The sequence below is a fragment of the Bacillus sp. JJ634 genome (assembly GCF_036962285.1).
GTDB lineage: Bacteria > Bacillota > Bacilli > Bacillales > DSM-1321 > Peribacillus > Peribacillus asahii_A.
On sequence record NZ_JBALMU010000036.1, the window covers coordinates 14,679 to 41,515 of the forward strand.

The 26,837-nt window shown below is 37.8% G+C and carries 26 protein-coding genes, 1 tRNA gene and 1 pseudogene; 22 read left to right on the forward strand and 6 right to left on the reverse strand.

Annotation, left to right across the window (positions count from 1 at the left end):
* Positions 1–23 precede the first annotated feature (23 nt).
* Entirely contained in the window at positions 24–194 is a 171-nt protein-coding gene (locus V7068_RS06850) for a ribbon-helix-helix domain-containing protein (protein ID WP_499711749.1), read from the reverse strand.
* 91 nt (positions 195–285) lie between these two features.
* Between V7068_RS06850 and V7068_RS06855 the strand changes: the two genes are divergently transcribed.
* The 8 genes from V7068_RS06855 to V7068_RS06890 all read left to right on the forward strand — a co-directional run bounded on the left by V7068_RS06855 (position 286) and on the right by V7068_RS06890 (position 7,344).
* Entirely contained in the window at positions 286–1,410 is a 1,125-nt protein-coding gene (locus V7068_RS06855; protein WP_499711788.1) for an RNA-guided endonuclease InsQ/TnpB family protein, read from the forward strand.
* 163 nt (positions 1,411–1,573) lie between these two features.
* Positions 1,574–2,479, forward strand: a complete 906-nt coding sequence (locus V7068_RS06860) for a phosphotransferase (RefSeq protein WP_499711751.1) — start codon at positions 1,574–1,576, stop codon at positions 2,477–2,479.
* Between the two features lie 160 nt (positions 2,480–2,639).
* On the forward strand, positions 2,640–2,984 hold the full coding sequence (locus V7068_RS06865; protein ID WP_127762302.1) for a lmo0954 family membrane protein: 345 nt from the start codon (positions 2,640–2,642) through the stop codon (positions 2,982–2,984).
* A 20-nt stretch (positions 2,985–3,004) separates the two neighbouring features.
* Positions 3,005–3,628, forward strand: a complete 624-nt coding sequence (locus V7068_RS06870; RefSeq protein ID WP_499711753.1) for a PspA/IM30 family protein — start codon at positions 3,005–3,007, stop codon at positions 3,626–3,628.
* Positions 3,629–3,724: 96 nt separating this feature from the next.
* Positions 3,725–4,462: a cell wall-active antibiotics response protein LiaF gene (liaF, locus tag V7068_RS06875; RefSeq protein ID WP_499711755.1), complete on the forward strand. Its 738-nt coding sequence runs from the start codon at positions 3,725–3,727 to the stop codon at positions 4,460–4,462.
* Positions 4,459–5,505 (forward strand): sensor histidine kinase, encoded by a 1,047-nt coding sequence (locus tag V7068_RS06880; protein WP_499711757.1) that lies wholly within the window; start codon positions 4,459–4,461, stop codon positions 5,503–5,505. Before liaF ends, V7068_RS06880 begins: the two co-directional genes overlap by 4 nt.
* A complete protein-coding gene (locus V7068_RS06885; RefSeq protein ID WP_499711759.1) occupies positions 5,498–6,130 on the forward strand; it encodes a response regulator in 633 nt (210 codons plus the stop codon). Before V7068_RS06880 ends, V7068_RS06885 begins: the two co-directional genes overlap by 8 nt.
* 26 nt (positions 6,131–6,156) lie before the next feature.
* The gene (locus tag V7068_RS06890) at positions 6,157–7,344 is read left to right on the forward strand and encodes a class I SAM-dependent methyltransferase (RefSeq protein WP_499711761.1); all 1,188 of its coding nucleotides are present in this window, start codon (positions 6,157–6,159) and stop codon (positions 7,342–7,344) included.
* Between the two features lie 139 nt (positions 7,345–7,483).
* On the opposite strand, the gene V7068_RS06895 is transcribed toward V7068_RS06890, so the two are convergent.
* Positions 7,484–9,031 (reverse strand): ABC-F family ATP-binding cassette domain-containing protein, encoded by a 1,548-nt coding sequence (locus V7068_RS06895; RefSeq protein WP_252292268.1) that lies wholly within the window; start codon positions 9,029–9,031, stop codon positions 7,484–7,486.
* A gap of 243 nt (positions 9,032–9,274) precedes the next feature.
* Here V7068_RS06895 and V7068_RS06900 point away from each other — a divergent pair, with 243 nt between their 5' ends.
* The 5 genes from V7068_RS06900 to V7068_RS06920 all read left to right on the forward strand — a co-directional run bounded on the left by V7068_RS06900 (position 9,275) and on the right by V7068_RS06920 (position 14,350).
* Positions 9,275–10,279, forward strand: a complete 1,005-nt coding sequence (locus V7068_RS06900; RefSeq protein WP_499711764.1) for a DctP family TRAP transporter solute-binding subunit — start codon at positions 9,275–9,277, stop codon at positions 10,277–10,279.
* A 97-nt stretch (positions 10,280–10,376) separates the two neighbouring features.
* Complete coding sequence (locus V7068_RS06905; protein WP_119118732.1) at positions 10,377–10,853, forward strand: TRAP transporter small permease; 477 nt, start codon at positions 10,377–10,379, stop codon at positions 10,851–10,853.
* The gene (locus tag V7068_RS06910) at positions 10,850–12,130 is read left to right on the forward strand and encodes a TRAP transporter large permease (protein ID WP_127762294.1); all 1,281 of its coding nucleotides are present in this window, start codon (positions 10,850–10,852) and stop codon (positions 12,128–12,130) included. The genes V7068_RS06905 and V7068_RS06910 overlap by 4 nt, the downstream gene beginning before the upstream one ends.
* 19 nt (positions 12,131–12,149) lie before the next feature.
* Positions 12,150–13,610: a MocR-like pyridoxine biosynthesis transcription factor PdxR gene (gene pdxR / locus V7068_RS06915; RefSeq protein ID WP_499711767.1), complete on the forward strand. Its 1,461-nt coding sequence runs from the start codon at positions 12,150–12,152 to the stop codon at positions 13,608–13,610.
* Positions 13,611–13,735: 125 nt separating this feature from the next.
* Complete coding sequence (locus tag V7068_RS06920) at positions 13,736–14,350, forward strand: PH domain-containing protein (RefSeq protein WP_127762292.1); 615 nt, start codon at positions 13,736–13,738, stop codon at positions 14,348–14,350.
* Between the two features lie 145 nt (positions 14,351–14,495).
* Here the strand turns inward: V7068_RS06920 and V7068_RS06925 are convergent, their stop codons facing one another.
* Entirely contained in the window at positions 14,496–15,038 is a 543-nt protein-coding gene (locus tag V7068_RS06925; protein WP_499711768.1) for a recombinase family protein, read from the reverse strand.
* A gap of 184 nt (positions 15,039–15,222) precedes the next feature.
* Here V7068_RS06925 and V7068_RS06930 point away from each other — a divergent pair, with 184 nt between their 5' ends.
* The 5 genes from V7068_RS06930 (at position 15,223) to V7068_RS06950 (ending at position 19,845) form a co-directional block, all read left to right on the forward strand.
* A complete protein-coding gene (locus tag V7068_RS06930; protein WP_499711770.1) occupies positions 15,223–16,686 on the forward strand; it encodes a SulP family inorganic anion transporter in 1,464 nt (487 codons plus the stop codon).
* 21 nt (positions 16,687–16,707) lie between these two features.
* Positions 16,708–17,127, forward strand: a complete 420-nt coding sequence (locus V7068_RS06935; protein ID WP_127762289.1) for a universal stress protein — start codon at positions 16,708–16,710, stop codon at positions 17,125–17,127.
* A 239-nt stretch (positions 17,128–17,366) separates the two neighbouring features.
* On the forward strand, positions 17,367–18,092 hold the full coding sequence (locus V7068_RS06940) for an ABC transporter ATP-binding protein (protein WP_499711772.1): 726 nt from the start codon (positions 17,367–17,369) through the stop codon (positions 18,090–18,092).
* Positions 18,089–19,144 carry an ABC transporter permease gene (locus V7068_RS06945; RefSeq protein WP_499711774.1) on the forward strand — a complete coding sequence of 352 codons (1,056 nt, stop codon included), beginning with the start codon at positions 18,089–18,091 and terminating at the stop codon, positions 19,142–19,144. The genes V7068_RS06940 and V7068_RS06945 overlap by 4 nt, the downstream gene beginning before the upstream one ends.
* Positions 19,145–19,176: 32 nt before the next feature.
* Complete coding sequence (locus V7068_RS06950) at positions 19,177–19,845, forward strand: TetR/AcrR family transcriptional regulator (protein WP_499711776.1); 669 nt, start codon at positions 19,177–19,179, stop codon at positions 19,843–19,845.
* 80 nt (positions 19,846–19,925) lie between these two features.
* Here the strand turns inward: V7068_RS06950 and V7068_RS06955 are convergent, their stop codons facing one another.
* The gene (locus tag V7068_RS06955; RefSeq protein ID WP_499711778.1) at positions 19,926–20,933 is read right to left on the reverse strand and encodes a bile acid:sodium symporter family protein; all 1,008 of its coding nucleotides are present in this window, start codon (positions 20,931–20,933) and stop codon (positions 19,926–19,928) included.
* Positions 20,934–21,076: 143 nt separating this feature from the next.
* Positions 21,077–21,493 (reverse strand): DUF6306 domain-containing protein, encoded by a 417-nt coding sequence (locus V7068_RS06960; protein ID WP_499711780.1) that lies wholly within the window; start codon positions 21,491–21,493, stop codon positions 21,077–21,079.
* A gap of 119 nt (positions 21,494–21,612) precedes the next feature.
* Here V7068_RS06960 and V7068_RS06965 point away from each other — a divergent pair, with 119 nt between their 5' ends.
* From V7068_RS06965 to V7068_RS06980, 4 genes and pseudogenes are all read left to right on the forward strand, one after another.
* The gene (locus V7068_RS06965) at positions 21,613–22,320 is read left to right on the forward strand and encodes a Crp/Fnr family transcriptional regulator (RefSeq protein WP_499711782.1); all 708 of its coding nucleotides are present in this window, start codon (positions 21,613–21,615) and stop codon (positions 22,318–22,320) included.
* Positions 22,321–22,368: 48 nt separating this feature from the next.
* A complete protein-coding gene (locus tag V7068_RS06970) occupies positions 22,369–24,561 on the forward strand; it encodes a DNA topoisomerase III (RefSeq protein WP_499711784.1) in 2,193 nt (730 codons plus the stop codon).
* Between the two features lie 297 nt (positions 24,562–24,858).
* Positions 24,859–25,743 (forward strand): annotated as a pseudogene (locus V7068_RS06975) (cache domain-containing protein); the annotation flags it as partial.
* A 120-nt stretch (positions 25,744–25,863) separates the two neighbouring features.
* Positions 25,864–26,682 (forward strand): methyl-accepting chemotaxis protein, encoded by an 819-nt coding sequence (locus V7068_RS06980; protein WP_499711790.1) that lies wholly within the window; start codon positions 25,864–25,866, stop codon positions 26,680–26,682.
* Positions 26,683–26,774: 92 nt separating this feature from the next.
* On the opposite strand, the gene V7068_RS06985 is transcribed toward V7068_RS06980, so the two are convergent.
* Positions 26,775–26,837: transfer RNA gene (locus tag V7068_RS06985), tRNA-Arg, on the reverse strand.

Genomic DNA, 26,837 nt, shown 5'->3' on the forward strand with positions numbered 1-26,837 from the left:
CTATAGAGATATATAAAAACCTACTATTTATTAGCAGGTTTTCTCTTGATTAGTAAATCCTCAATGGCTTCATCTAATAGCTTTGATATTGGAACTTTAGTTTGTGCAGATAGTTGTTTCAATTCTACTAACAATTCTGTTTTGACTGCATTTGAAAGTGGAGTCCTTGTTTTTAACCCTCTTGATTGATTCATATGTATCACCTCTTCATTCATTGTATCTATAACCAAAACTACTTGCAACTACATGTAGTTTTGGTTATGATAGAGGCAGGGGGTGACAATGGTGATTCTGACAAAGAGGGTTAGGTTAAGACCTACTAAAGAACAAGAGAAACAGTTGTGGAAATCAGCAGGGACAGCCCGCTGGACATATAACTGGACATTAAGTAGACAGAAAGAAAATTATGAACAAGGCGGAACATTCATTTCAAATAAGGATTTAAGAAAAGAGTTGACCGCATTAAAACAAACAAAAGAATTTAGTTGGCTATATGATGTTTCAAACAATATTGCCAAACAAGCTGTCAAAGATGCTTGTGACGCTTATATAAAGTTTTTTAAAAAACAGTCTGCTTTTCCAAAATTCAAAAGTAGAAGGAAATCAAAAGTCTCTTTCTATAATGATAACGTTAAGTTAAAAGTGAAAAAGAGCTTTGTCCTGATTGAAAAAGTAGGATGGATTAAAACAAGTGAGCAACTACCTATAGATGCTAAGTACAGTAATCCACGCATCACACATGACAAAAAGTATTGGTACATTTCTGTTGGGATGGAAGAACAGACCGAACAAGTAGAGTTAACAGACCATGCGTTAGGTATCGACTTAGGAATAAAAGAATTAGCAGTCTGCTCAGATGGTCAAGTCTTTAAAAACATCAATAAAACCAAAGAAACACGCAAAACCGAGAAGCGTTTGCGTAGGTTGCAACGTAGTGTTTCCCGCAAATACGAAATGAATAAGAGAGGTGAAAACCAGTTTGTCAAAACAAGCAACACTATAAAAATTGAAAAGCGAATACAACGCCTATACAGACGATTAACAAACATACGTGACAATCACATTCACCAAGCTACAAACGCAATCGTGAAAATCAAACCTTGCAAAGTAGTGATGGAGGACTTGAATGTGAGTGATATGATGAAGAATCGTCATTTATCCAAAGCATTGGCTAATCAAAAACTATATGAATTTATTCGCCAAATAAAATATAAATGTGAAAGGTATGGCATTAAATTCATGCAAGTAGACCGTTTTTATCCATCATCTAAAACCTGTTCATCTTGTGGACATATCAAAAAGGACTTAAAGCTGTCTGATCGCACCTATAAATGTGAGTGCGGATTAGAAATGGATAGAGATTTAAACGCCTCTATTAATTTAGCTAACTTTGGAAAATTAGCCGTTTAATCATTTTCAAGATACGGCTAATGTGTAGGATTCGTTGTATCCGAATTTACGCTTGTGGAGTGTCACATCAAATGCGAGTAGCTTCGGCAAAAGCAGACACGCAGAAGCAAGAAGTAAACAAGAACTTATAGATTTTTATAGGTTTTTGGCAACGGGGGAGTCAATGGAAAAGCCGTGGTTGGCGGATTATCCAATGTCATTAGAGAAAGCGAAACGATTAATTAATCAGCAATTCCCCGAAGTAGAGATCCGTGATATACAGCTATTAGGAGAAGGCTTCGATAATACAGTTGTTCAAGTGAATGAGTATGTATTTCGCTTTCCTCGTCGTGAGTTAGCAATGAAACTGATGAAAGTTGAAAATCAACTGCTGCCTTCACTTGTCGGGCGAGTGCCTTTAGTTATTCCAGAGCCGCTTTTTTTTGGAAAACCGAGTGAGAACTTTCCTTATTCTTTTACAGGATACAAAATGATAAGCGGAAGGACACCATACCGAGAGTCTTTGGAGGATAAGGTTGCCTCTGCACAGAAATTGGCTTGTTTTCTTAAAGTATTACACGATGTGCCAGTCACCCAAGCAGCAAAATGCGGCGTAACCTTTGATCAGAGAAGAAGATTAGACCTTCCATTCCAAAAGGTTAAGCTGTTGGAAAATGCTAAGCTTGTTAAGCGTTTAGGATATGCAGAGCAAGCTAATCTAGTATTCAATTATGCGGCTTCTGTACAAGGTATGAAACAGACCAGACATATATCATTTGTTCATGGGGATATTCATATTCGGAATGTTTTACTAGATCATAGCGGTGTTCTAACAGGCATTATTGATTGGGGAGATGTCCATCTCGGTCATCCAGCGGTCGACCTTTCTTTTATATACAGCTATTTCCCTAAGCAAGCACGCGAAGCTTTTTTTGATATATATGGTGAGATTGACGATGAAACGGAGAAACTAGCAAGATTTCGAGCTATATTTATGCTTGTTACTTTATTTATATATGCAATTGATCGTCAGGATAAGCCGTTGATAGAGTTAATTACAGAGGGGCTGCGGCTTGCTGTTGAAGGCTAAGAAGTGTCTGATTCTTTTATAAGGAATCAGACATTTTTTTTATGATTGAACTAGTCTTATGACAAGCTAAGCCTCAAGTCTTATTCCAAAATATAGCTTAGGCTCATTATGAACTCTTTGAAAACTAGATAAGATAGAGACAAGAAAGGAGGACGTGAAAATGAAAAAATTTGGTTTATTCCTTGTAGGCTTAATTGCTTTGATGGTGGTGTTAGCGCATGTCGGGCCGCTTATTAGCTTAGCGCTTTGCTTGGTCATTTTATACTTTGGCTTCAAGCAATATGTGAAGGCTGAATCAAAAGGAGCAAAGATTTCCTGGGCAATACTTTCAATCATTATGCTTATGGTGTCCATTTCTCATTTCCCGGCAGTAATAGGGCTTGTAGCAGCGTACATTTTGTATCTTGTGTATAAGAAGTGGAAGGAAGAGGATGAAGTAGTGGTTGAACAGGCGGATCCGTTTATGAATTTTGAAAGACAATGGCAAGAATTAAATAAAAAATAATAGAGAGGGAGCGAATAAATATGGGCTTATTTTCAAGAATCAAGGCAACGGTTGAGGCAGATTTTCACGAGTTATTAGATAAAAAGGAGCAGAAGAATCCGATTGCGATGTTGAATCAATACTTGCGTCAATGTGAGCAGGAAACAGAGAAGGTCCGTAAGCTTATCGAGCGTCAATCGCTTTTACAAGCAGAGTTTACGAGGGAATATAAGGAGGCGCAAGACCTAGCTGAAAAGCGTAAGCGCCAGGCTGAGATTGCGAAACAAGCAGGTGAGGCAGAGTTAACGGAATTTGCGATGCAGGAAAGTCTTCAATATGAACAGCGTGCGCTGCATTTACAAGAAGCATTGCAACAAGCAACACAGCAATTGACGGAACTTGAGAGAAAATATGAAGAAATGAAACATAAGCTAAAAGACATGCATATTAAGAGAATGGAATTAATGGGGCGGGAGAATATCGCTCGAGCTAATCATCGAATAAACCAGGTCTTATCTGCCAATGATCGTTATACGCAGCCGATAGCTAAATTTGAAGAAATGGAACTTTATTTAGAGCGCATTGAGCAGCAGGTAAACACTGATTATCATCGTCACACGATTGATGCTCGCATTGCTCAGCTTGAAAAGGAAAATAAACAATAAGAAAGCCATTCAATTTCTTATTGTTCTCGTGGTATTCTTAAAAGGCGTAGGTTTCTACGCCTTTTAACATCTGATGAAATGAAGGAGGGAAGGCCAATGTTTCATAAAATGAAAACAGATTATATGAGTTGGATTTTTCTGATTGGACTGGTGTTATTGATTGTCGAGCTTTCATTTTTTGGCGGCGGCTTACTATATTCCCTCGCTTTTTCAATTGGATGCATCTTCGTTGGTAAGAAATTTTTCAAACGGATATTAGGGAAAATTGCGTTTATCCTTGGAATGATTATGACGGTCGCAACCGTTTTAAATATGATGGTATTTCGTTTCTTTCTCATGGTGCTTCTGATTTATTGGTTACGTATGTATTATAAATCGAAAAAAAATCCGCAGTGGATGAAGCCAGCCTTTAATGAAATGAATGAGGGAATGACGAAAGAGAATCTAGTGAAAGTAGATGTTTTTTTTCAAAATAAATGGTTTGGTCATCAACAAACGCCCAATACGGTATACGAATGGAATCCTGTGAATATCCAAACTGGTTTTGGGGATACGATAATTGATTTAAGTCAAACACTTCTTCCGAAAGGGGATGCGGTTATTTCGATTCGCTGTTTGGTAGGGAATATCCAAATCCTTGTTCCATACGGAGTAGAAGTGCGTGTTCATCATTCCGTTATGGCTGGAAGGGCAACCATCTTTAATCAAGCTTATGAGGAGCGAATTTTTAACCAAATTGTCTCTTATCAAACGGAAGAGTTTACCGAGGCTAAACAAAAAGTGCATATTACGACAGCAGTCATCGTCGGCGATTTAGAGGTGAGACGCGTATGAGTATGATGACACGTCAAATTTTATCTGCTTTAGGTGTCTCTTTCATATTGTCGATTGTCGTACCAGCGCTCGTTTTTCTCGTTTTTCCTTTAGATCATTGGCAATTACTGTGGGAGAGACGGGTAATGGATCTTCCATTTGTTATTTTTGTCCCTATTATGATGATGGGAGCAGGCATTATATATGGTGTTTTTTCCGGTTTGTATTGGAAGCGCCAATGGAAGGAGCTAGATGAACAACTTTATTTACTCCAGCAAGGCCGAGCATCGCAAAAAACTCCAGTCTTTTCTCTTCAAGAATTGAGGCGGATGGCTGAGCGAATTGGGCATGTGCAGAAGCAAATGAATGAACAAGTGAAGCTCTCACAAAAAATGGCCAATGAAAAAGCAGTGGATCAGGAAAAACAAATTCAAGAAATTATCTCCCGAGAGAGAAATCGCTTAGCGAGAGAGCTCCATGATTCTGTTAGTCAGCAATTATTTGCAGCATCGATGCTGATGTCAGCCATTACAGAATCGCATGCTGATACCGAGTCGACAGAAAAGAAGCAGTTGAAATTAGTCGAAGGGATGATTCATCAATCTCAGCTTGAGATGCGTGCATTATTATTACATTTGCGTCCTGTTGCTTTACATAATAAAACATTGCAGGAAGGGATTCAGGAATTGCTCGTGGAATTAACACAAAAAGTACCGATGGAGATTGCGTGGAAACTGGACCCCGTTATCTTAGACAAAGGTATTGAAGATCACCTCTTTCGCATTGTTCAGGAATCTGTTTCCAATACATTACGTCATGCGAAAGCGAATTCACTTGAAGTATTATTGATGAGCCGCGATGAGTTGCTTATTTTGCGTATTGTGGATGATGGAGTCGGTTTTTCCGTTGATGAAGCAAAAGCAGGGTCTTATGGTTTGCATAATATGTACGAGCGAGCCGTGGAGATTGGCGGAACGATGAAGATTGTAAGTGTGCCCAATCAAGGTACACGACTGGAAGTGAAAATTCCATTCATGCATGTGGGAGATGAAGAAAATGATTAAAGTATTGTTTGTCGATGACCATGAGATGGTAAGAATAGGAGTAGCCGCCTATTTATCTGCACAAAGTGATATCGAAGTGGTAGGTGAGGCGGATAATGGGCACACGGCAGTGGACATGGCAATTGAATTTCGTCCTGATATTATCCTGATGGACTTGGTGATGCCGGAGATGGATGGGATTGAAGCGACCAAAGTTATTTTAGAAAAATGGCCAGAAGCGAAAATTATTATTGTAACAAGCTTTTTAGACGATGAAAAAGTGTATCCAGCCCTAGAGGCGGGAGCAACAAGCTATATGCTGAAAACATCGAAAGCGAGCGACATTGCCGATGCTGTTCGGGCCACGTATCAGGGGCAAAGCGTGCTTGAGCCGGAAGTCACCGGAAAAATGATGGAAAAGCTCCGTCACCCTAAAGTTCAAGCATTGCATGAACAATTAACAGCACGAGAAATGGAAATCTTATTATTAATGACACAAGGAAAAACAAATCAAGAAATTGCAGATGAATTGTTTATCGCATTAAAGACAGCGAAAGTTCATGTGAGCAATATATTAAGTAAGCTTGAAGTACAAGACCGTACACAAGCTGTCATTTATGCATTTAAGCACTCGTTAGTTCAATAGATACGAGTGCTCTTTGGAGGGTTTTTATGGAAATTTCATATGTACATACGGTGCAACAGATTGGGCAAGCATTTGAAGAAGCATCGATTCCTTATCAATTTATCGGTCAAGCCGCTTTAGCTATTCAGCAAGTCCGCTTACATGATTATAGTGAGATTGAAGTAGCTGTTCAATGGGACCTGTTTAAAGAAGCGTGTGATACATTACACGCTTATTCATTGTCTAATATCGAAATAACAGTGGAACGAGCCGTAGCTTACTTGGAGCAAGATCATATTTCCATAAGGGTCAGTTGTTTATTTAATACAACTATTAAAACAGACCCGTACCGAATTTCGTATCGTTTCGATAATCAGGAGCTTTGGTGCCGTTCTCTGTATAGTTATTTATATGATGAAGAAATGGCCGCTTATGAGAAAGAAATCCACGACTATTTAATGAAAGAGCAGCAAGGATTTACAGCCAAAAATGAACAAGCGTGGAATCAGAATAATTACATCGCTTTAGTGAATCGATACGGCGAGCCAACAGAGCTTGCTGAAAAGATTATGCAAAATCCAAAGTGGCGCTTACATCCATTTTATAAATATTTGCATGACGTGAAGGGAAAGAAAATCACTCATTTAATGGGGTCAAATGGAGTCAAAGCTGTTGCACTTTCTCTTTTAGGAGCAGATGTAAAGGTGGTCGATTTTTCAAAAGAAAATGCAACGTTTGCTAATGAATTAGCAACAGCTGCAAATGTAGATATAACGTATGTTGTTTCAGATATTTTATCTTTACAAGAAGAGCACCTTAACAGCAATCAAGATATTGTATTAATGGAACTTGGTGTTCTGCATTATTTAATTGACCTACATCCGTTATTTGAAAAAGTGAAGGCGATGCTAAAGCCGGGTGGTTTGTTTGTTCTGCATGAATTTCATCCGATTTCGACAAAACTGATTACGTCTACAGGTAAAAAACATAAAGTCACGGGGAATTACTTCACACCGACAATGGAGAAAAATCCTGTTGCGTTTACAAAACATATGCCAGATGATGCAAAAGAGACATTGGCACAAGTGGTACAAAGAAAATGGACAATTGGGGAATTAATTACAGCTGCCGCTCAGTCAGGGCTTGTCATTAAAGTGTTAGAAGAAGAACCAAATCATAAGCTGCATGATATTGGATTACCGAAAACCTATACACTAGTCGCTGAGCGTGCTTAAGATTGCGCTTTAATCGACGACTTTTTCTGATTTATCAACGCAAATTCAATTTTATCTACTGAAATCATCCATTTATCAATAACTTTTGCAATTTATCCACGAAAGAGGGCTGTCCATCAAATGGACAGCCCCTTTTTACTTATTGATTTGCCCATTCCTCTACGTCCCATACTTTTGTGACCCAATCTTCATAGAAGTCAGGCTCGTGACAGACAAGGAGGATGGTTCCTTTATATTCTTTCATCGCCCGTTTTAATTCTTCTTTAGCAACAACATCTAAATGGTTAGTCGGCTCATCAAATAGAAGCCAGTTGCTTTCTGTGAGCATTAATTTACAAATACGGACCTTCGCTTGTTCTCCACCGCTTAGTTGATTCATCGGACGCATAATATGTTCGTTTTTCAGACCAACACGAGCGAGAATAGCGCGAACTTGCGGTTGATCTAGGTGCGGGAAGGCATTCCATACTTCATCAATCGGTGTTGTGCTGCCAGCTTTTACTTCTTGCTCGAAATAAGATGGGAATAAGAAGTCACCGAGTTGTCTTTTTCCGCTAAGCGGCTCAATTTTACCAAGAATCGTTTTTAATAATGTCGATTTACCAACACCATTACAACCAACTACAGCAATTTTTTCCCCGCGTTCAATATTCATTGTCAGGTTTGGTAGAAGAGGGCGGTCATAGCCAATTTCTAAATTTTCCCCTTCAAATACATAGCGGCTGCTAGCACGTGATTCTTTAAAATCGAATGTTGGTTTCATCGCTGTTTCAGGGCGATCAATTCTCTCGATTCTGTCCAATTGCTTTTGACGGCTTTTCGCACGACCAGTTGTTGAGTAGCGCGCTTTATTTTTCGCGATGAAGTCTTCTTGCTTTTTAATAAACTCTTTTTGTTTTTCATAGGCATTAATATGTTGATTTTTGTTGATTTCTGCAAGCTCTAGAAATTTTTCATAAGTCGCAGTATAACGTGTTAATTTTGAAAATTCTAGATGGAAAATGACATCAACAACACCATTCATAAACTCTGTATCATGCGAAATTAATAGAAACGCATGTGGATATTCTTTTAAATAGCTGCTTAGCCAACGAATATGTTCAACATCTAAGTAGTTCGTTGGTTCGTCCAATAGTAAAACTTCAGGTTGTTCTAGTAATAGTTTTGCTAATAAAACTTTTGTACGCTGTCCGCCGCTTAGTGCAGAAACATCACGGTCAAGGCCAATAGCGTCTAGTCCTAAACCACGAGCTGCATCTTCAATTTTTATATCAAGATTATAAAAACCGCCTGCTTCTAATTTATCTTGAATGATGCCCATTTCTTCAAGCAGTGTTTCCAATTCCTCAGGTGTAGCGGTCGCCATCTTTTCCGTTACTTCATTCAGCGCCTTTTCCTGCTCAAAAAGAGGAAGGAAAGCATCTCTTAATACGTCACGAATGGTTTTTCCTCTCGATAATACAGTATGTTGATCAAGGTAGCCATATTGTACGCCTGGCGTCCATTCAACGCGGCCTGTATCATGAATTAATTGACCTGTAATAATATTCATCATCGTTGATTTTCCGACGCCATTTGCCCCAACTAACCCAACGTGTTCGCCGGCTAACAGTCGGAAAGAAACATCTTTAAATAATGTACGATCGCCAAAGCTATGGCCTAATTTATCTATAGAAAGTAAGCTCATTCTGTTTGTGAACCTCCTAAATAATATGCAAAATCCCTACGAATTATCATACTAAAATATATAGTAGATTACTATCTAAACTAGGAAGTTATATATGGAAATAAAATTAAACTGTTGTAGTACTGTGTTAATAAACTGTAACTGTATAAGTCCAATTGAAAAATTGGTTATATCCAATGTTATTTTTTTATAATATTCTAAATATTAAGTGAAAACGTATGCAAAAGAGGGGGAAACAAAAGAATGAAAAAGTATATGAAATGGGGAGCTGCCGCATTGCTTGCACTTGGTCTTGCGGGTTGTTCCAACAGCAGCAGCGGAGAAAAGGATGATCAATTAAATGTGAAGGTCAGTATTTCCGTATCTGAGCAAGATACTTGGGGGCAAGGTGTTAATAAATGGGCCGAGCTTGCTAAGGAAGAATCTGATGGAAAAATCAGCATTAAATTATATCCAAATGAATCTCTTTCAAATGGTAATCAACCTAAAGGGTTAGAGGCAGTTCAAAATGGTTCAACGGAAGCTTCTATTCACTCTATGATTATTTATAATGTACTAGATCCAAAATTTGCAGCACCTTCTTTACCTTGGTTAATTCCAAATTATGAGCAGGCGGATAAAGTAATGAATGGTGAAGGTGGAGAAAAATTAAAAGAGCTAATTCGCAGTAAAGGAATTGAACCTTTAGCATTTGGTGAAAACGGATACCGTCAAATTACGAATAGCAAACATGCAATTGAAACACCGGAAGATTTAGAGAAGTTAAAAGTTCGAACACCTTCTATGGAGGCAATGGTTGATACATATAAACAATTTGGTGCAGACCCAACGGTTATGAACTGGTCAGAAGTGTTTACTTCTCTTCAACAAGGTGTCATTGATGGACAAGAAAATCCACTGCCAATTATTCTGAATAATAAATTATCTGAAGTTCAAGATTATTTAACAATCTGGAATTACATGTACGACCCGCTTGTATTTGGTATTAATAAAGAGTTATACGATGGTTTAGATAAAGAAACACAAAAAATTCTAAAAGAAACAGCTGAAGAAGCTGCACAATATCAAATTAAGTTAAATCGTGAAAAAGATAAAGAAATTCTAGCTCAATTAAAAGAGGAAGGCATGAAAGTAACAGAATTAACTCCGGAGCAAATTGCGGATTTCCAAGAGAAATCGGCTCCAGTTATCGGTCAATATGAGAAAGTGATTGGGAAAGAGTTCTTAGATGCGTTCCGTGCTGAATAAGACATTGGCAATGTAAGCAGCTTGTAGAAATAGTACTCGGAAGGAAGCGAGTTTCCTTTCGAGTCTTTTCTTATTTAATCAAGATGGGGGAAGTACAGTGAAAATCTTTGTTAGGCTAGAGGAGTGGCTGTTAGCGATTTTAATGATTGTCATTTGTGGAGTAACGATGGCTAACGTATTATCTAGATACTTTTTAAATGTATCGCTTTCAATGACAGAAGAGTTAACAACAAATTTATTTGCTTATGCAATCTTTATTGGAGCGTCTTTACTTGCCAGAGAAAAAGGGCATTTAGGTTTTAGCTTATTAACAGATTATTTGCCGCCAAAATTGCAAATAATTATCGCAATCTTAATTGGTTGTTTAACAACTGTATTCTTTGCTGTTCTGTTTTGGTTTGGGCTAGAAATGGTGATGCAGCAATATGAATATCAGCAAAAAACGCCAGCTTTAGGATTAGATGAATGGATTATGGGTTTATCAGTTCCACTCGGTTCCTTTCTATGCGTTCTTCGTTTCTGGGAAGGGTGTATCTTGGAAATTAAAACGATTAGAGGGAGAATGAAGTCATGAGTGCAACAGCGATTTGTTTATTTGCCAGCTTTTTTATATTATTATTTTTAAATGTGCCAATAGCCGTTGCTCTTGGTTTATCCACGGTTATTACAATGTTTGCGTTTGAATTACCGTTACCATCTTTACCGTCTACGATGTTTTCATCAATGACCAAATTTACATTACTTGCGATTCCTTTCTTCTTCCTAGCAGGATTGATCATGGAGAGAGCGGGGATTTCTAAACGTTTAATAGCCTTTGCTCAAGCAATGACAGGCCATTATCGAGGCGGTATGGCAATTGTAGCCGTTATTGCAGCTACTTTCTTTGCCTCCATGTCAGGTTCCGGTCCAGCAACAATGGCCGCTGTCGGTGCGATTGTCATTCCGGCTATGGTGAAACAAGGATATCGAAAAGACCAATCAGCAGGATTACTTGCAACGGCTGGTGGAATGGGTATCGTTCTTCCGCCAAGTATTGCCTATGTTGTCTACGGGGTCGTTGCAGAAGTTTCAATTGGTAAACTATTTATTGCGGGTATCGTTCCCGGTTTATTAATGGGGCTATTTTTGGCAATTACTGGATATGTAATAGCAAGAAAGTACAATATTCCAACATTGCCGAAAGCAAGCAGCCAAGAAAGATGGAAAGCGTTTAAAGAGGCTTCTTGGGGGTTACTGGCCCCTTTAATTATCCTAGGTGGGATTTACTCCGGTTTATTTACACCTACTGAATCAGCGATTGTAGCTGTATTTTATGGTTTATTTGTTGGTTTATTTATCTATAAAGAGTTTAGTTTGAAAGAGATTCCTAGTTTATTAATCGAATCTGCGAAGAATACATCTATGATCATGCTAATTGTCGCAGCGGCTTCCTCTTTTGCTTGGTTATTGACAGTAGAGGGAATCGCTCAAGATATGGCTAATATGTTAATGGGACTTGCGGATAATAAATATACAATTCTATTCATTATTACCATTATTTTATTGATCGCAGGGATGTTCGTTGATGCTATTTCTGCGTACTATATTTTCCTGCCAATCTTTTTACCAATTCTTATTGCGATGGAAATTGACCCTATTCATTTTGGGGTGCTAATGACATTGAATTTAGCAATTGGTTTAGTAACGCCGCCTGTAGGATTGGATTTATATGTAGCCTGTGGATTGACAGGACTCTCTTTGAAACAGATTTCAATAGGAGTTATTCCGTTCCTTTTAGTTGCTATTTTCGTTTTACTGCTCGTTACATATATCCCGGCTCTGTCATTATGGCTTCCAGGCTTAATGGATTAAAACAGAAGGGGGTGCTCCCATGACTGGACTTTGGCAAGATATCAAACTCGACAGTGAGCACAAGCTTCCGTTATATAAACAAATATCTGAGCAAGTCGAAAAAATGGTCTATCAAGGCAAGCTGAAGCCAGGTACTCGTTTGCCATCAGAAAGAAAATTAGCAGACTACTTGCAAGTGAGTCGAATGACCATTACATTGGCTAATGAAGATATGAAAACGAAGGGGATTATTCGCAGTCAACAGGGGAGCGGGACTTTTATTATGCGTGGGCCGCGCCGAGAGAGAGTTAGCGCTAAGACTAAGTGGCAATCCAACTTCGTGTATGAAACAGATACGATGAATCACGGATTAGAAGCGATTATAAAGTTTGGACAAAACTCAGAATCTATTCAGTTAGCAAGGGCAGGTACTGCTCCTGAGATTCATCCTGGTATTGAGATAAGCGAGTGTTTAGCCGAATGTTTACGGAAACATCCAAAGCTTATACAGCTCCCCTCTCCTACACAAGGATATGAACCGCTGCATTCCTATATGCTGGAATGGCTAAAAGAAAGCGGGTTATATCCGAAAAAAAGTGAAATGATGATTGTTTCTGGAGCGATGCAAGGATTGGACCTTATCAGCAGACTGTTTTTAGGTCCAGGAGATTATGTCATCGTCGAAGAACCGGGATTTCAGGTTGCTTCTGATGCCTTTACTGCAAGCGGAGCGGAAATTTTGAGAATAACGTTAGATAAAGAAGGAATTAAGCTAGATAATTTAGAACAGTTACTAAGGAACTTTCCTGTGAAGTTTATCTATCTAAATCCTACTTTTCATAATCCAACTGGGATCGTGATGTCACAACAACGAAGAAAAGATTTATTAACTCTTGCTAAAAAGTATCATGTTCTACTAATAGAAGATGATCCAACGAGTTTACTTTATTACGGGAAAAAACCAGCTCCTCCGTTAAAGGCGATGGATGAGGATGGCATGATTATTTATCTTCGATCATTCTCAAAGTACTTATTTCCAGAACTTCGTGTAGCAGTCGTCGTTGCACCAGAGGGAGTTATTTCAAATTTAACCAAAATTAAGCAGCGCATTGATTTACATAGCAATGTTTTAACACAAGCAGCTGTGTATACATTCTTATCTGAAGGGCTTTTAACTCCTCATTTACAACGAGTCAGAAAGGCGTATAAGATGAGGGTAGACATGGTTCAGGAGGCTTTTAGTAAATCGAAAGCGGTTAGTGTGCAAATACCGGAAGGCGGCATTTTTGCATGGTGTAAGTTAGAGCATGGACTTTCTTCGGAAAGACTCCTCGACTTAGCTCTGCCTGATGTATCGCTTGTTCCAGGGAATTGGATGAGCGGGACAGGAATGTATGAAAATTACTTCCGTTTGGCGTTTACAAATCCACCGCTTGAGCAATTGAAACGTGGATTGAACAGGATTGTGGAGATTATAGATCGAGAAGATATGAAAACATGAGTCTAAAAGAGGCTCATGTTTTTTATCATTCATATAGGGCATAACCCTACTAAAACACCATATAAATGTATATTGGTTGTTGGTAAAATGAAGGAGATGACAATAGTTAGGGAGGAACTTATACAATGTTTAAAAAAATTGCTGCGGATGCGTTAGGTCTATCTGATATTGGTAAAATTATTTCCCCTGCTGATTATGATAAAACAGATGCTGATGATTATGTCATGCATGAAGATAACGAAAAAATCTACTTTTTAATTAAGACGAAAGCAGATGAATATTGCTTTACAAACTTAGCGCTTATTCATGTGGATGGAGCAAGTGCGGTTTCTTCAAAAAGAACATTGAAGCGCTATCCATATTCACAATATGCCATTTCTAATGTGCTTCTTGAAACAGCTGGAAAAATTGATATGGATGTAGAGATTAAATTTACGATTGGCAATGTTCAATTTGATATCGATGTACGCAAAGATCAAATTGAACAGTTGAAGGATTTATATAAATCTCTGCTGCGTATTGCTGAAATCACTTATGAGAATAAGATTTACTTAGAAATGGGTTCACGAAGCTTAGATAAAGCGGTGAGTATTCTCCAAAACTCAAGAACAGATGATAATAAACTAGCTGATACGTACAAAGAGTTAACCGACTTTGGTTTTACTTGGCTGACATCGGTTCATGATCAGTATCATTTGAAGGATTTTGGAGATGTGTTTGAGAAGTATATTAATAACTAATTGAAAAAAGACACCATTTGAGTGAAGGTTATGAACTTCAACTCAACATGGTGTCTTTTTTATTCATCAATATCAACGAGAGGGAGCAGGTTATATTTTCTAGCTTTTGCTAAAGCCTTCGTTTGAGAAAGGAAGACAAATGACTTTAATTTTCCAAATAACGATACAGAGTCGACTTACTAATCCCTGTTTCAGCTTTAATCTCAGCCAGACTATATTTTTTACTTTGATGCATAATAATAGCACGTGTTACATTTTCGTCAGGCTTTCTTGGTCTGCCCGGGGTAGCTCCTTTTTGCTTGGCTCTATCTATGCCTTGTTTAGTTCTTTCACTGATTACGTCACTTTGAAATTCTAACAGGTGCTTCGCGATTTCATTAAAACTGTATCCTGAAGTTCTGCTTGTATCGATTCCTTCTGAAATAGAGTGAAGGTGAGCCCCTTTAGCAGCGATTACATCTAATACTTCCACTAAATGACGTGTGGAATCAGCAATAGTGAAAAGCTTGGTAATGACTATTTTGTCACCTTGATTGAGATGATCTAGCATATGATGTAATTGCACTCTTTTTTTAGCTGAGGAATGCTCTTCTGAAATGATAGTTTGACAATTGATCTCTGTTAAATAGCTATGTTGCATTTCACAGTTTGGATCTTCTTGGGAAGGCCTCATATACCCGATTAACATTGTATATTCTCCTAACAATCCTTTGTTTAGTGTATCATATCATAAAAAATTTCTTTAATAAAAAATTCCCAAAATAGTTCCTTTTCGGGACGAATGGTGATAAACTCATTCTATCAATTATCGATTCTTGACTTTTAGGAGAAGTAAAAGTCGAAAAAATCTACGTGAGGTGTAAATAACTAACATGACAGAAAAGTTGAAAAAAGAATGGTTTTCAAATATTAGAGGAGATGTTCTTTCTGGGATTGTTGTGGCATTAGCATTAATTCCGGAAGCTATTGCTTTCTCCATTATCGCAGGAGTAGACCCCATGGTTGGGCTGTATGCCTCTTTTACTATGGCAGTTATTATTGCATTTGCTGGCGGAAGGCCGGGAATGATTTCAGCTGCAACCGGGGCCATGGCATTATTAATGCTTCCTTTAGTGAAGGAACATGGATTGAACTATTTGTTCGCGGCAACCCTTTTAACAGGAATTATTCAAATTATTTTTGGTGTTTTTAAAATAGCTAAATTGATGAAATTTATTCCGAGAGCGGTCATGATTGGTTTTGTTAATGCCTTAGCTATTTTAATTTTCATGGCACAGGTGCCTCATTTTATTGGAGTTTCCACTATGACATATGTTTTTGTCGCTATTACATTAGTGATTGTATATGTAGTGCCTAAATTTATTAAGTCCATTCCGGCTCCGTTAATAGCGATTATTTTATTAACCATTATTGCGATTTACTCAGATGTAGAGCTGCGCACGGTTGGCGATTTAGGTACGATAACACAATCATTACCGACGTTTTTTATACCAGACGTACCGTTAACATTTGAAACGTTGAGCATTATTTTTCCGTATTCTATTGCTTTAGCTATTGTAGGTTTATTAGAGTCTTTACTGACGGCCTCAATTGTTGATGATATGACGGGAACGGAAAGTGACAAAAATAAAGAAGCTAGAGGACAAGGTATTGCGAATATCGTGACTGGTTTCTTTGGAGGAATGGCAGGTTGTGCGATGATTGGACAGTCTGTCATCAATGTAAAATCAGGTGGGCGCGGCCGTTTATCTACTTTTATTGCAGGTATATTTTTAATGTTTTTAATTATTGTATTAGGCGATTTAGTCGTGCAGATTCCAATGCCTGTTCTAGTTGGAATTATGATTATGGTCTGCATCGGAACATTCGATTGGTCTTCTTTCTCTTATTTAAGAAAAGCACCAAAAAGTGATGCGGTAGTCATGCTAGCTACGGTATCTATCGTAGTAGCCACGCATGATTTATCAAAAGGTGTCATTGCAGGTGTTATTTTAAGCGCAATTTTCTTTGCAGCTAAAATTTCTAAGATTAAAGTAACGAAACGTAACGTAAATCGAAACTTAGTATTTGATGTCGAAGGTCAATTATTCTTTGCTTCTGTTGAAGGCTTTGTAGATTCGTTTGACTTTGCTGTTAAACAGTCCAATATTATTATTGATTTTTCAAACTCTCATATATGGGATGACTCGGCAGTAGGAGCTATTGATAAAGTCGTGATGAAATATCAAGAAAGCGGCAATGCAGTAACGATTAAGGGCCTAAATGCGACTAGTCAAAAGCTTGTAGATAAACTATCTATATATGATGATTTTCATGCAAAGTTAGGTACACATTAATCTTTCAATAGGAGTGGAACGATGTATAAAAAGATTTTGTTGGCTGCGGATGGATCGGAAAATTCATTGAGAGCAGCTGAAGAAGCTGTAAAGATAGCTTCTTTAGATAAACAATGTGTGATTGAAATTGTATATATAGTGAATTTCACAAAATCTAGAAGTGAGGTTCTTCACGCTCAAGGAAAAGAAGAATTAGAATTATCGCGTCGAAAAAAACTTGAATCAGTGGAAAAACTGTTAAAGTCCCATGAACAATCTTACCGAATTAACATTATGCATGGAGAGCCTGGTCCAACGATTGTTGAGTATACGAATAAAGAACAATTTGACTTAGTTGTCATTGGAAGCCGCGGACTTAATTCTTTACAAGAAATGGTGCTAGGAAGCGTGAGCCATAAAGTTGTAAAAAGAGCTAATTGTCCAGTTCTTATCGTAAAGTAAGTACAATTGCTCATCTTAGCTTAATTTAGAGAGTATTTTACCCAGCTGCTTATTTGTTTGACTTAGATAAATAGGGAACAAAGAGACAAAACCACCGATTAATTATCCGGTGGTTTTGTTTATGATTTGGATTATGCTTAGTCATAAATAAAAGGAATTCATTGTTATTGATGTGAATAAAATACGTAGTAAAGTTAAAATGAGTAATCAATCACTTTTTGTGAATGGAGGTATGATATATGAGTATCAGCATTGCAATCGAACAAGTTAGTAAACGTTTCGGTAAAAAAGTGGTCTTACATGAGATTGATTTACAGATTGAGGAAGGTCAAATTTATGGGTTTATTGGTCCCTCAGGTGCAGGGAAGACAACGTTAGTAAAAATGATTGTTGGCATGGATATGCCTGATTCTGGAACTATTCATGTATTAAATGAAAAAGTGCCTAATCTAGAACTGCTGCAGGAAATTGGTTATATGGCTCAATCTGATGCCTTGTATACAGAGTTAACAGGGAAAGAAAACCTTACATTCTTTGCCTCCCTTTACAAGTTGAATAAGACAGAAATGAAGAATCGAATCGCCTATGCAGCAGAACTAGTGAGCTTAACGAATGAATTAAATAAAAAAGTATCTGCTTACTCAGGGGGAATGAAGCGTCGGCTATCTCTTGCCATGGCTTTGATTCAAAATCCAAAAATTCTAATCTTAGATGAACCAACGGTAGGAATTGACCCAGAATTAAGATTAAGCATTTGGAATGAATTATTACGTTTGAAGGATGAAGAAGGGAAAACCATTATCGTGACCACACATGTTATGGATGAAGCAGAAAAATGTGATTTTGTCGCGATGGTAAGAGATGGTGTCATTTTAACAAGAGGTACACCGCAAGAATTAAAGATGTATTACGGAGCAGGTAATTTGGATGAGGTATTCTTACAAGCGGGGAGGAGCTATTCATGAGAGTAGCGGCGTTAGTCAAAAGAATTTGTCAACAAATGCTCCGAGACAAACGAACTTTAGCTTTGTTATTTGTTGCTCCGTTAATCATTTTAACCCTTATGTATTTCTTATTTAATGGCAATACGGTTGCCCCTAAATTGGCGGTAGTAAATGTAGATCATAGTCTTATAAATGTATTAGAAGAAGCAGATATAAACGTGAAACAGTATGAAAAGGCCAATAAGGATACAATTGTGGAAGACGAACTGGATGGTTTACTGAAAATGAAAAAAGGAAAACTAGAATTAACATTACTGAATCGTGAGCCAACAACAGCTAAAGCTTTACAAATGAAGGTGAACCAAGCCGTATCCTTATATACACAATCAAAACGGATGGATCAACATGCTGCATCAGTTAAGTTGCCGCAAAACGGTATCGATACCCAGTATGTTTACGGGAACAGTGAAACTGAATTTTTTGATGTATTAAGTCCCGTTTTAGTTGGTTTCTTTGTATTCTTTTTTGTTTTTCTGATTTCCGGGATTGGATTATTAAAAGAGCGAACAACTGGTACATTGGAACGGCTGATGTCAACACCTATTCGAAGATGGGAGATTGTAACGGCATACTTGATCGGTTTTGGGATATTTGCGGTCATTCAAACGGTTATTGTCGTGCTATTTTCTATTCATGTATTAGATGTGGTTATGGTAGGGTCTGTTTGGAATGTCATCCTTATTAATTTATTGCTGGCACTAGTCGCTCTTTCTTTAGGAACATTGTTATCTACCTTTGCTGCGTCTGAATTTCAAATGGTACAGTTTATTCCTGTTGTTGTGATTCCACAAATCTTTTTTGCTGGTATTCTCCCGCTTGATGGCATGGCGGATTGGCTGCAAGCAGTAGGCAAAGTTATGCCTATCTACTATGCGGCAGGTGCTTTGAAGGGTGTCATGTATCAAGGACTAAGTTTAAGTGAAATTAGCGGGAATATATTTGCCCTAGTTGTCTTTGCTGTCATCTTTATTATTCTCAATATATTCGCATTGAAAAAGTATCGTAGGTTATAATTAAGTCCAGAGGATAAAGGAAGTGGTCTTAATTGTCTAAAGAAAATCTATTAGATGCAATCATTGCCCAAACGAAATTGTCAAAGAAGCAAACTACTAAACAACGAAAAATCGTTGAAACTGCTGTTAAATTATTTGCTGAAAAAGGGTATGCCAATACGTCAACGAGCGAAATAGCAAAATCCGCTCAAGTAGCTGAGGGTACGATTTTCCGCCATTATGGAACGAAGGATAATTTATTGCTTTCGGTTATTCTCCCGTTTATCAAAGATGCAATGCCTACTATGGCAGAAGCGGCTTTTAGCGAGATTATGATCAAAAATGCAGCTTGCTTTGAAGACTTTTTAAAAGCTTTGATCAAAAATCGACTCCTTTTTATTAAAGAAAATAAAGAAATATTTCAAGTGGTAGTTAAAGAGTTACTATATAATGATGAATTGAGAAAAGAGTTACAACCTTACTTTTTCGAAAATATTATGCAGCGTATCAGCAAAGTTATTACGATGTTTAAAGAACGTGGTGAGCTCATTGACATACCAAGTGATACTCTTTTAAACATGATATTCAATGTTGTCGGCAGTTACTTCGTATCACGTTTTGTATTACAGTTTGCTTATTCGGATATGGATGAAGAAGCAGAGGTTGAAAATCTAGTTCGATTTATTATGGATGGAATAAGAAAACCAAGCCAGGGGATGTAATGTCCTTTGGCTTGGTTTGTTTGGGATAAAAGTTAATATTAAATGGCGAGTCTATTAAGCCCATTTGAAAAGGCTGTAACTTAGTCTATTCTTTTTTCCTTTTGTTCATTTCGATTTTTTAAAAGAGCTCTTTTCCTCATTTGGTAGCTTTCCCGCTTTTCTGATAATGGCTTCCAAGCAATCGCAATAAGGGCTCCTAAAAATGTATTTGTAATCATATTTGCAACAGCTGGTACAGCAGCAATCGGACTGATATGGTGCATAGCAAGGATGGAGGCGAGCGCTGTATTACAGATTCCAAACTCATAAAACATCGAAATTCGGTCTGGTTTTGGCATATTGAAAAAGATTCCGTATATATATCCAAGAATCATTGGGATCATAATTTGCAAAAATACACAGAAAAAGATAAGTGGAAGTAGACTAATATTTTTCTCTAAGATACCTTGTGCACTCGATACAATCGCTAAATTAATAATAATAATCGCAATGGATGAGAGATACGGTAAAATCGGTTTCACTTTTATCGTATAGTGCTCCCATTTGTATTGAATGAATAGTCCAAGTGCAATAGGAACCAATACGACAAGCACCATTTGTTTAAACATTGATAACGCATCAATCGGAATCGTACTATTGATAGTAACTTTCATAAGCAAGGGTGTTAAAAACGGTCCAATTAACGTATCGACCGCCGACATCATAATACTAAGCGCTAATGTTCCGCCTGCCATAAATGTGTATAAATTAGCAGTTGTCCCGCTCGGAACCGCTCCTGCAAGCAGCACGCCCGCTTTTAGTTCGGGATGATTTGCAAAAAACAATGTAGCTAACAGAAAAGAAATCCCGAGTGTAATGGTCCATTTCCCCAATACACCGAGAAATGCATTTTTTGGTTTGGATATTACTTTCTTCAAGCTATCAATGGACAGCGTTAGCCCCATTGTAAATAAAATGAAAGCTAAGGAAAAAGAAGGCCATTCTCGAATAGGAATAAAAGTATCAGGAAAGAAGTAGGCCGAAACAGAACTACAAACAATCCATAATGGTAGAAGTGTGACAATTATAAAATGTAAAAAGCGTCTCATTATAACCTCTTGTTCCTCTTTTCTTCAGCTCGATAGGAACCGATAATTTACAATATTTCTTTTATTATCTCGTGATTAGAACAAAAAGGCTAGAGCCAATGTAAGATATTGGTCTATATGAATGACGCATGTTTAGTTAACGTTTATTTCCCCATTAAATATTTATCTAATTCACTAATATTGATATGGTGCTTCTCTTTCATTTCCTGTAAAAATAGTTCTGTATCAGGGTGGATATCATAAGCGAGGGCTTCGTCAATCTTGCGTGCGACCCATGCTTGACCTTTGTTGAGAAGAGTCAGTTTCTCTTGTAGAGTATCAAGAGCAATCACTTTATCGGCAAATGCGCCTGTTTGTTTACTCGGAGTACCGCCTTCGCGTAAGATTGCTTGGTGGAGACCAGCACAACTCCAAGCTTCGTCTTTTTTTACTTGTTTATATTGAGCGTCCAGCTCTTCTGATTGGTGTTTTTCTAGAAGGTAATTGGCGGTCTGTACACCAGCCCGTTCAGCTTCGAGTAATGCATTTAAAAGATCAAATAATGCTTGCTTTTTGTTCATGATTCTTCCCCCTTACAATTTTTAGGACTAGTATGTTAAGTTAATTATAAGCTTTTATCATCGTTTTATAGTGATATTTATCATTGCGAGCAGGTGGTAAGTTACAAGGAGAGATTACTATGCAGGTTAATATGAATAGAGGCGGCCTCCTTTCACAAGAACTATTTCAATTATTAGAAGAAATCGGGACAATCAAAAAAATTGAAAAAAATACATATTTATTTCAAGAAGGGATGGAGGCGAATGAATTGTATCTGATTAAATCCGGTATGATTCATTTGCATCATCTAACAATGGAAGGAAGAGAATTGACACTACGAATATGTAAGAAGAATGATCTGATAGGAGAACTCATTTTGTTCGCAAATCATGCCAAGTATATATTAAGCGCCAAAGTAATAGCAGATGGCGAGGTACTGATGATTCATAAAGATCAGCTTGAAAGAAAATTGAGTTTGGATGGAAAGTTAACATTTGAATTTATGAAATGGTATAGTGACCATGTAAGAAACATTCAATCGAAGCAAAAGGATCTTTTGTTAAACGGCAGAAAGGGTGCCCTTTATTCGACATTAATTCGTTTGACAAATAGTTACGGAGTGGAGCATCGTAAGGGCCTATTAATTGATATGTTGTTAACGAACCAAAACTTGGCTGACTTTTGCGCATGTACTCGTGAAAGTATGAATCGGATGTTAAGTGAATTAAGAAGGCAAGGGATTCTTTCCTATGATCATTCTGGGAAAATTATTATCCATGATATTGAACTTTTACGCCAAAGAAATGGATGTGACAGTTGCCCGATTGAGAAATGTAGTATTAATTGAAATATGAGATAATTAAGCCGTGAGCTTTGAATGGAAAGGATGTTTTGATTGAGTAAAACCGTTGTTCTAGCCGAGAAGCCATCGGTCGGAAGAGATATAGCAAAAGTCTTGAAGTGTGGGAAAAAAGGAAATGGTTATTTTGAAGGAGACAAGTATATCGTTACATGGGCGCTAGGTCATTTAGTGACTCATGCGGATCCAGAAGCTTATGATGAGAAATATAAATCATGGCGTTTAGAAGATTTACCGATGCTTCCGTCACCTTTAAAATTAGTAGTCATTAAGCAAACAGGTAAGCAATATCAAGCAGTTAAAGCACAATTGAATCGAAAAGATGTAAATGAGGTAGTTATCGCAACAGATGCAGGCCGCGAAGGGGAACTTGTAGCACGTTGGATTTTGGAAAAAGCAAATGTGAAGAAGCCGATTAAGCGTCTGTGGATTTCTTCTGTTACAGATAAGGCTATTAAAGAAGGATTTAACAAGCTAAAAAACGGCAAAGAATATGAGAATTTATATGCGTCTGCGGTTGCTCGTGCTGAAGCAGACTGGCTTGTTGGGATGAATGCTACACGTGCGTTAACGACAAAGCATAATGCTCAATTATCATGCGGCCGTGTACAAACGCCAACGCTTGCGATGATTGCTGCGCGAGAAGAGGATATTAAGAAGTTTGAGCCGAAGCCGTATTATGGAATTACAGCAATGGCAGAGCCTAAGCTAAAACTAGTTTGGCAAGATGCTAAAACGAATGATTTCCGTACATTTGACCGAGAAAAGGCGAGTCAACTTGTCACTCGTTTGCGAAACGAACAGGCGGAAGTTGTCGAAGTGAAAAAAACGCATAAAAAGAACTTTGCCCCGCAGCTCTATGATTTAACAGAATTGCAAAGAGAAGCGAATAAGAAATTTGGTTATTCAGCAAAAGAAACATTATCGATTATGCAGCGTTTATATGAAAGTCATAAAGTATTAACATATCCGCGAACTGATTCACGTTTCTTATCATCTGATATTGTGGATACGTTAAAAGAAAGACTGCAAGCAGTGAGCATTAAGCCTTATGCTTCAGTTGCAGCAAAAATTTTGCGCCAGCCAATCAAAGTGAATAAATCATTTGTTGACGATAGTAAGGTTTCAGATCATCATGCGATTATTCCAACAGAGCAGACACCGCTTCCGGGAAAATTAAGTGATAAAGAATCAAAAATTTATGATCTTGTGGTGAAACGATTTTTAGCTGTTCTTCTTCCTCCTTTTGAATATGAGCAAACGACAATTAAAGCAAAAATAGCGGATGAAATCTTTGTCGCAAAAGGAAAAGTTGTGTTGAAATCTGGTTGGAAAGAAGTATATGATCACCAATTTGATGATGAAGAAACGAAGGATGATGTAGCTGAACAGTTGCTGCCTGCTCTGCAGCAAGGGGCTAAGCTAACGATTACTTCTGTGAAACAAACAGAAGATGCAACGAAACCGCCAGAACCATTTAATGAAGGAACATTGCTATCGGCGATGGAAAATCCAGCACGTTTCATGGCAGGTGAAAGTAAGGATTTAATTAAAACACTTGGTGAAACAGGCGGGATTGGAACGGTTGCTACCCGTGCAGATATTATCGAAAAGTTATTTAAAAGCTTCTTAATCGAAAAAAGAGGAAAAGGTCTTCATGTGACATCAAAAGGGAAGCAGTTGCTCGAATTAGCACCTGAGGAATTGCGTTCGCCGGCACTTACCGCTCAATGGGAACAAAAATTGACGGCAATCGCTAAAGGAAAGCTGCCAAAACAGGCGTTTATTAGCGAAATGAGAACATATGCGAAAGAAATTGTGGATGAGATTAAAGGAAGCGACAAAAAATTCAAGCATGATAATTTAACCGGCAGCAAATGTCCAGAGTGTGGAAAGCTGTTGCTTGAGGTCAACGGAAAGAAAGGGAAAATGCTTGTCTGCCAAGACCGCGAGTGTGGATATCGTAAAGGGGTTTCACGTGTAACCAACGCACGCTGCCCACAATGTCATAAAAAAATGGAAATGCGCGGGCAAGGTGAAGCCCAGACGTTCACTTGTAAATGTGGCTTTCATGAAAAATTATCGTCCTATCAAAAACGAAAAGGACAAAATAAAAATCAAAAAGTATCTAAGCGTGAAGTGGCTAATTATATGAAGAAACAAAATAAAGAGGAACCACTGAACACGGCCTTCGCAGATGCATTAGCAAAGTTAAAATTTGATGAATAGATAGAAAAGGATGGAGCTACATGCTCCATCTTTTTTAGTGCAAACGACCTATATTTTGATGTGATTTCCCATGATTGAAGGTCATTTAATATTATAATGATTCGCATGTAGTGTTTTTTTAGAATACTTTTGTAATAACTAACATCAAGGTGGGACTTTACATAATGAAATTTGTGAATAAATGGTTTACTGTGTCCGTTCGGCGCCGAATACTTGTTCCATTTCTGAGTTTGCTAGTAATTAGCTGTGTTGTTATTTCCTTTTTTAGCTATCGAAATGTCATTAAAGTAGCGACAAGTGAACGAACAAACAAGGGCTACGGCGGAACAAGTTCATGCATTAAACACTTCCTTTGAACTCTTTTTTGAGCATATGGAATCAACAGTTAATCGACTTGCTGTGAAAGATGAGTTAGATGATATTTCAAAAAAACGTTCTATTATATTGAAAGAATTAGAACAAACAACGGAGCACAATCATGCAATCGGTAGCTCGTACTTTGGTATTGAACAATCTGGCAAGGTACTCATCTATCCTAAGGCAGATTTAGGGACTGATTTTGATGTACGTACAAGAACGTGGTATCAATTAGCACAGAAAAATCCAAATCAGTTGGTCTGGACAGAGCCTTATAAGGATGCACGTACGGGAGATATGATCGTCACATTAGCCAAAAGTGTGGATGATGCAGGGGTTGTAGGGCTTGATATTACACTGGCGACTTTAACGGAAATGATTAACGAAACGAAATTAGGTGAATCAGGCTTTGCCTTTTTACTTGATCAAAATGGATATTACATGGCCCATCCTGATGCAGCTAAAGTGACAGAGGATTTTTCAAAAGATTCACTGTATGCAGCGATGGATGAAAAAGAAGGATCGTTCATTGGAAACTATTATGATGAAGAGAAGTTAATTGGTTATGCAACAAATGAAACAACGGGATGGAAGATTGTTGGACGTGCCAATGTCATTCTTATACCAAACTTACTTGTACTTGGCGTAATTATTTTAGTAGCTATCGCGCTTGCTAGTCTAGCTAGTCGCTTTATTACGCAGCCCATTAAGCAGCTTAGAAATACAGTAAGAAAAATGGAAGAAGGAGATTTTACCGTTAAGGTAGATGTACAACGCTCCGATGAAGTAGGGGACTTGGCTCGAAGCGTAAATACAATGAGTGAATCCGTTCATCAGGCACTTACTAGAGTAGAACAAATATCTGATCAAATCGCTCATTCTTCAAAGGCTCTTTCCAAAAGTGCAGAGGAAACTAGCGCAGCTTCTAATGAAGTAGCGGTAACAATGGAGGAAATTGCTTCAGGAGCAACGAATCAAACGGAGATTATTCAGGCGAATGAAGGGGCTATTCAACGTGTTACACAGCATATTACATCAATTGATCAATATGCACAGAAGGCAGCCTTTGATTCGAAAATGATGATTGAAGTGTCGGAAAGTGGAAGACAAACGGTACTTGAAATGAAGCAGCAGTTTGAGGAAACAACAAAAAATGCCGATACGATGAGCCGAGCTGTTCATTCATTGGATGCTCGTTCTCATGAAATTAGCAAAATTATTAATACAATTACGAATATTGCTAATCAGACAAATTTATTGGCCTTAAATGCAGCCATTGAAGCTGCTCGGGCAGGGGAGCATGGCAGAGGCTTTGCTGTTGTAGCCGATGAAGTGAGAAAATTAGCAGAGCAGACTGATCAGTCGACAAAAGAAGTTACAAATATTATTAGTACTATGCAGGCTGATACATCTCATACTGTACATTTAATTGGTTTAACAAATACACAAATTCAACATCAAGGAAAAGCAGTAGTTGAAACAGAAGAAGCCTTTTATTCGATTGCAACAATGATCCAAGAAATATTTAGTAAATTTACGCATATGACTAGTTCTTTACGAGACATGATTGTTCAATTAGAAAAGACCATGGAAAACTCCGAACAACTAATTTCCATTAGTCAAGAAACAGCGGCGGGTACAGAAGAAGTATCTGCATCAATTGAACAAACAGCTGCTTCGATGGAGCAATTAAATCACTTAGCAAGTGATTTAGAGGACATGTCCCATCATCTTTATAATGAAATTAAAAAATTTAAGATATAAATCATCTTTGTGAGACATATGTTTATATGGAAACCCAGGATCAAAACAGCCCAAACCTTATGAATGAAAGGTTTGGGCTGTTTTTTTAGCGTCCCAGATAGGAATCGAACCTACGACCTACAGCTTAGGAGGCTGTCGCTCTATCCTGCTGAGCT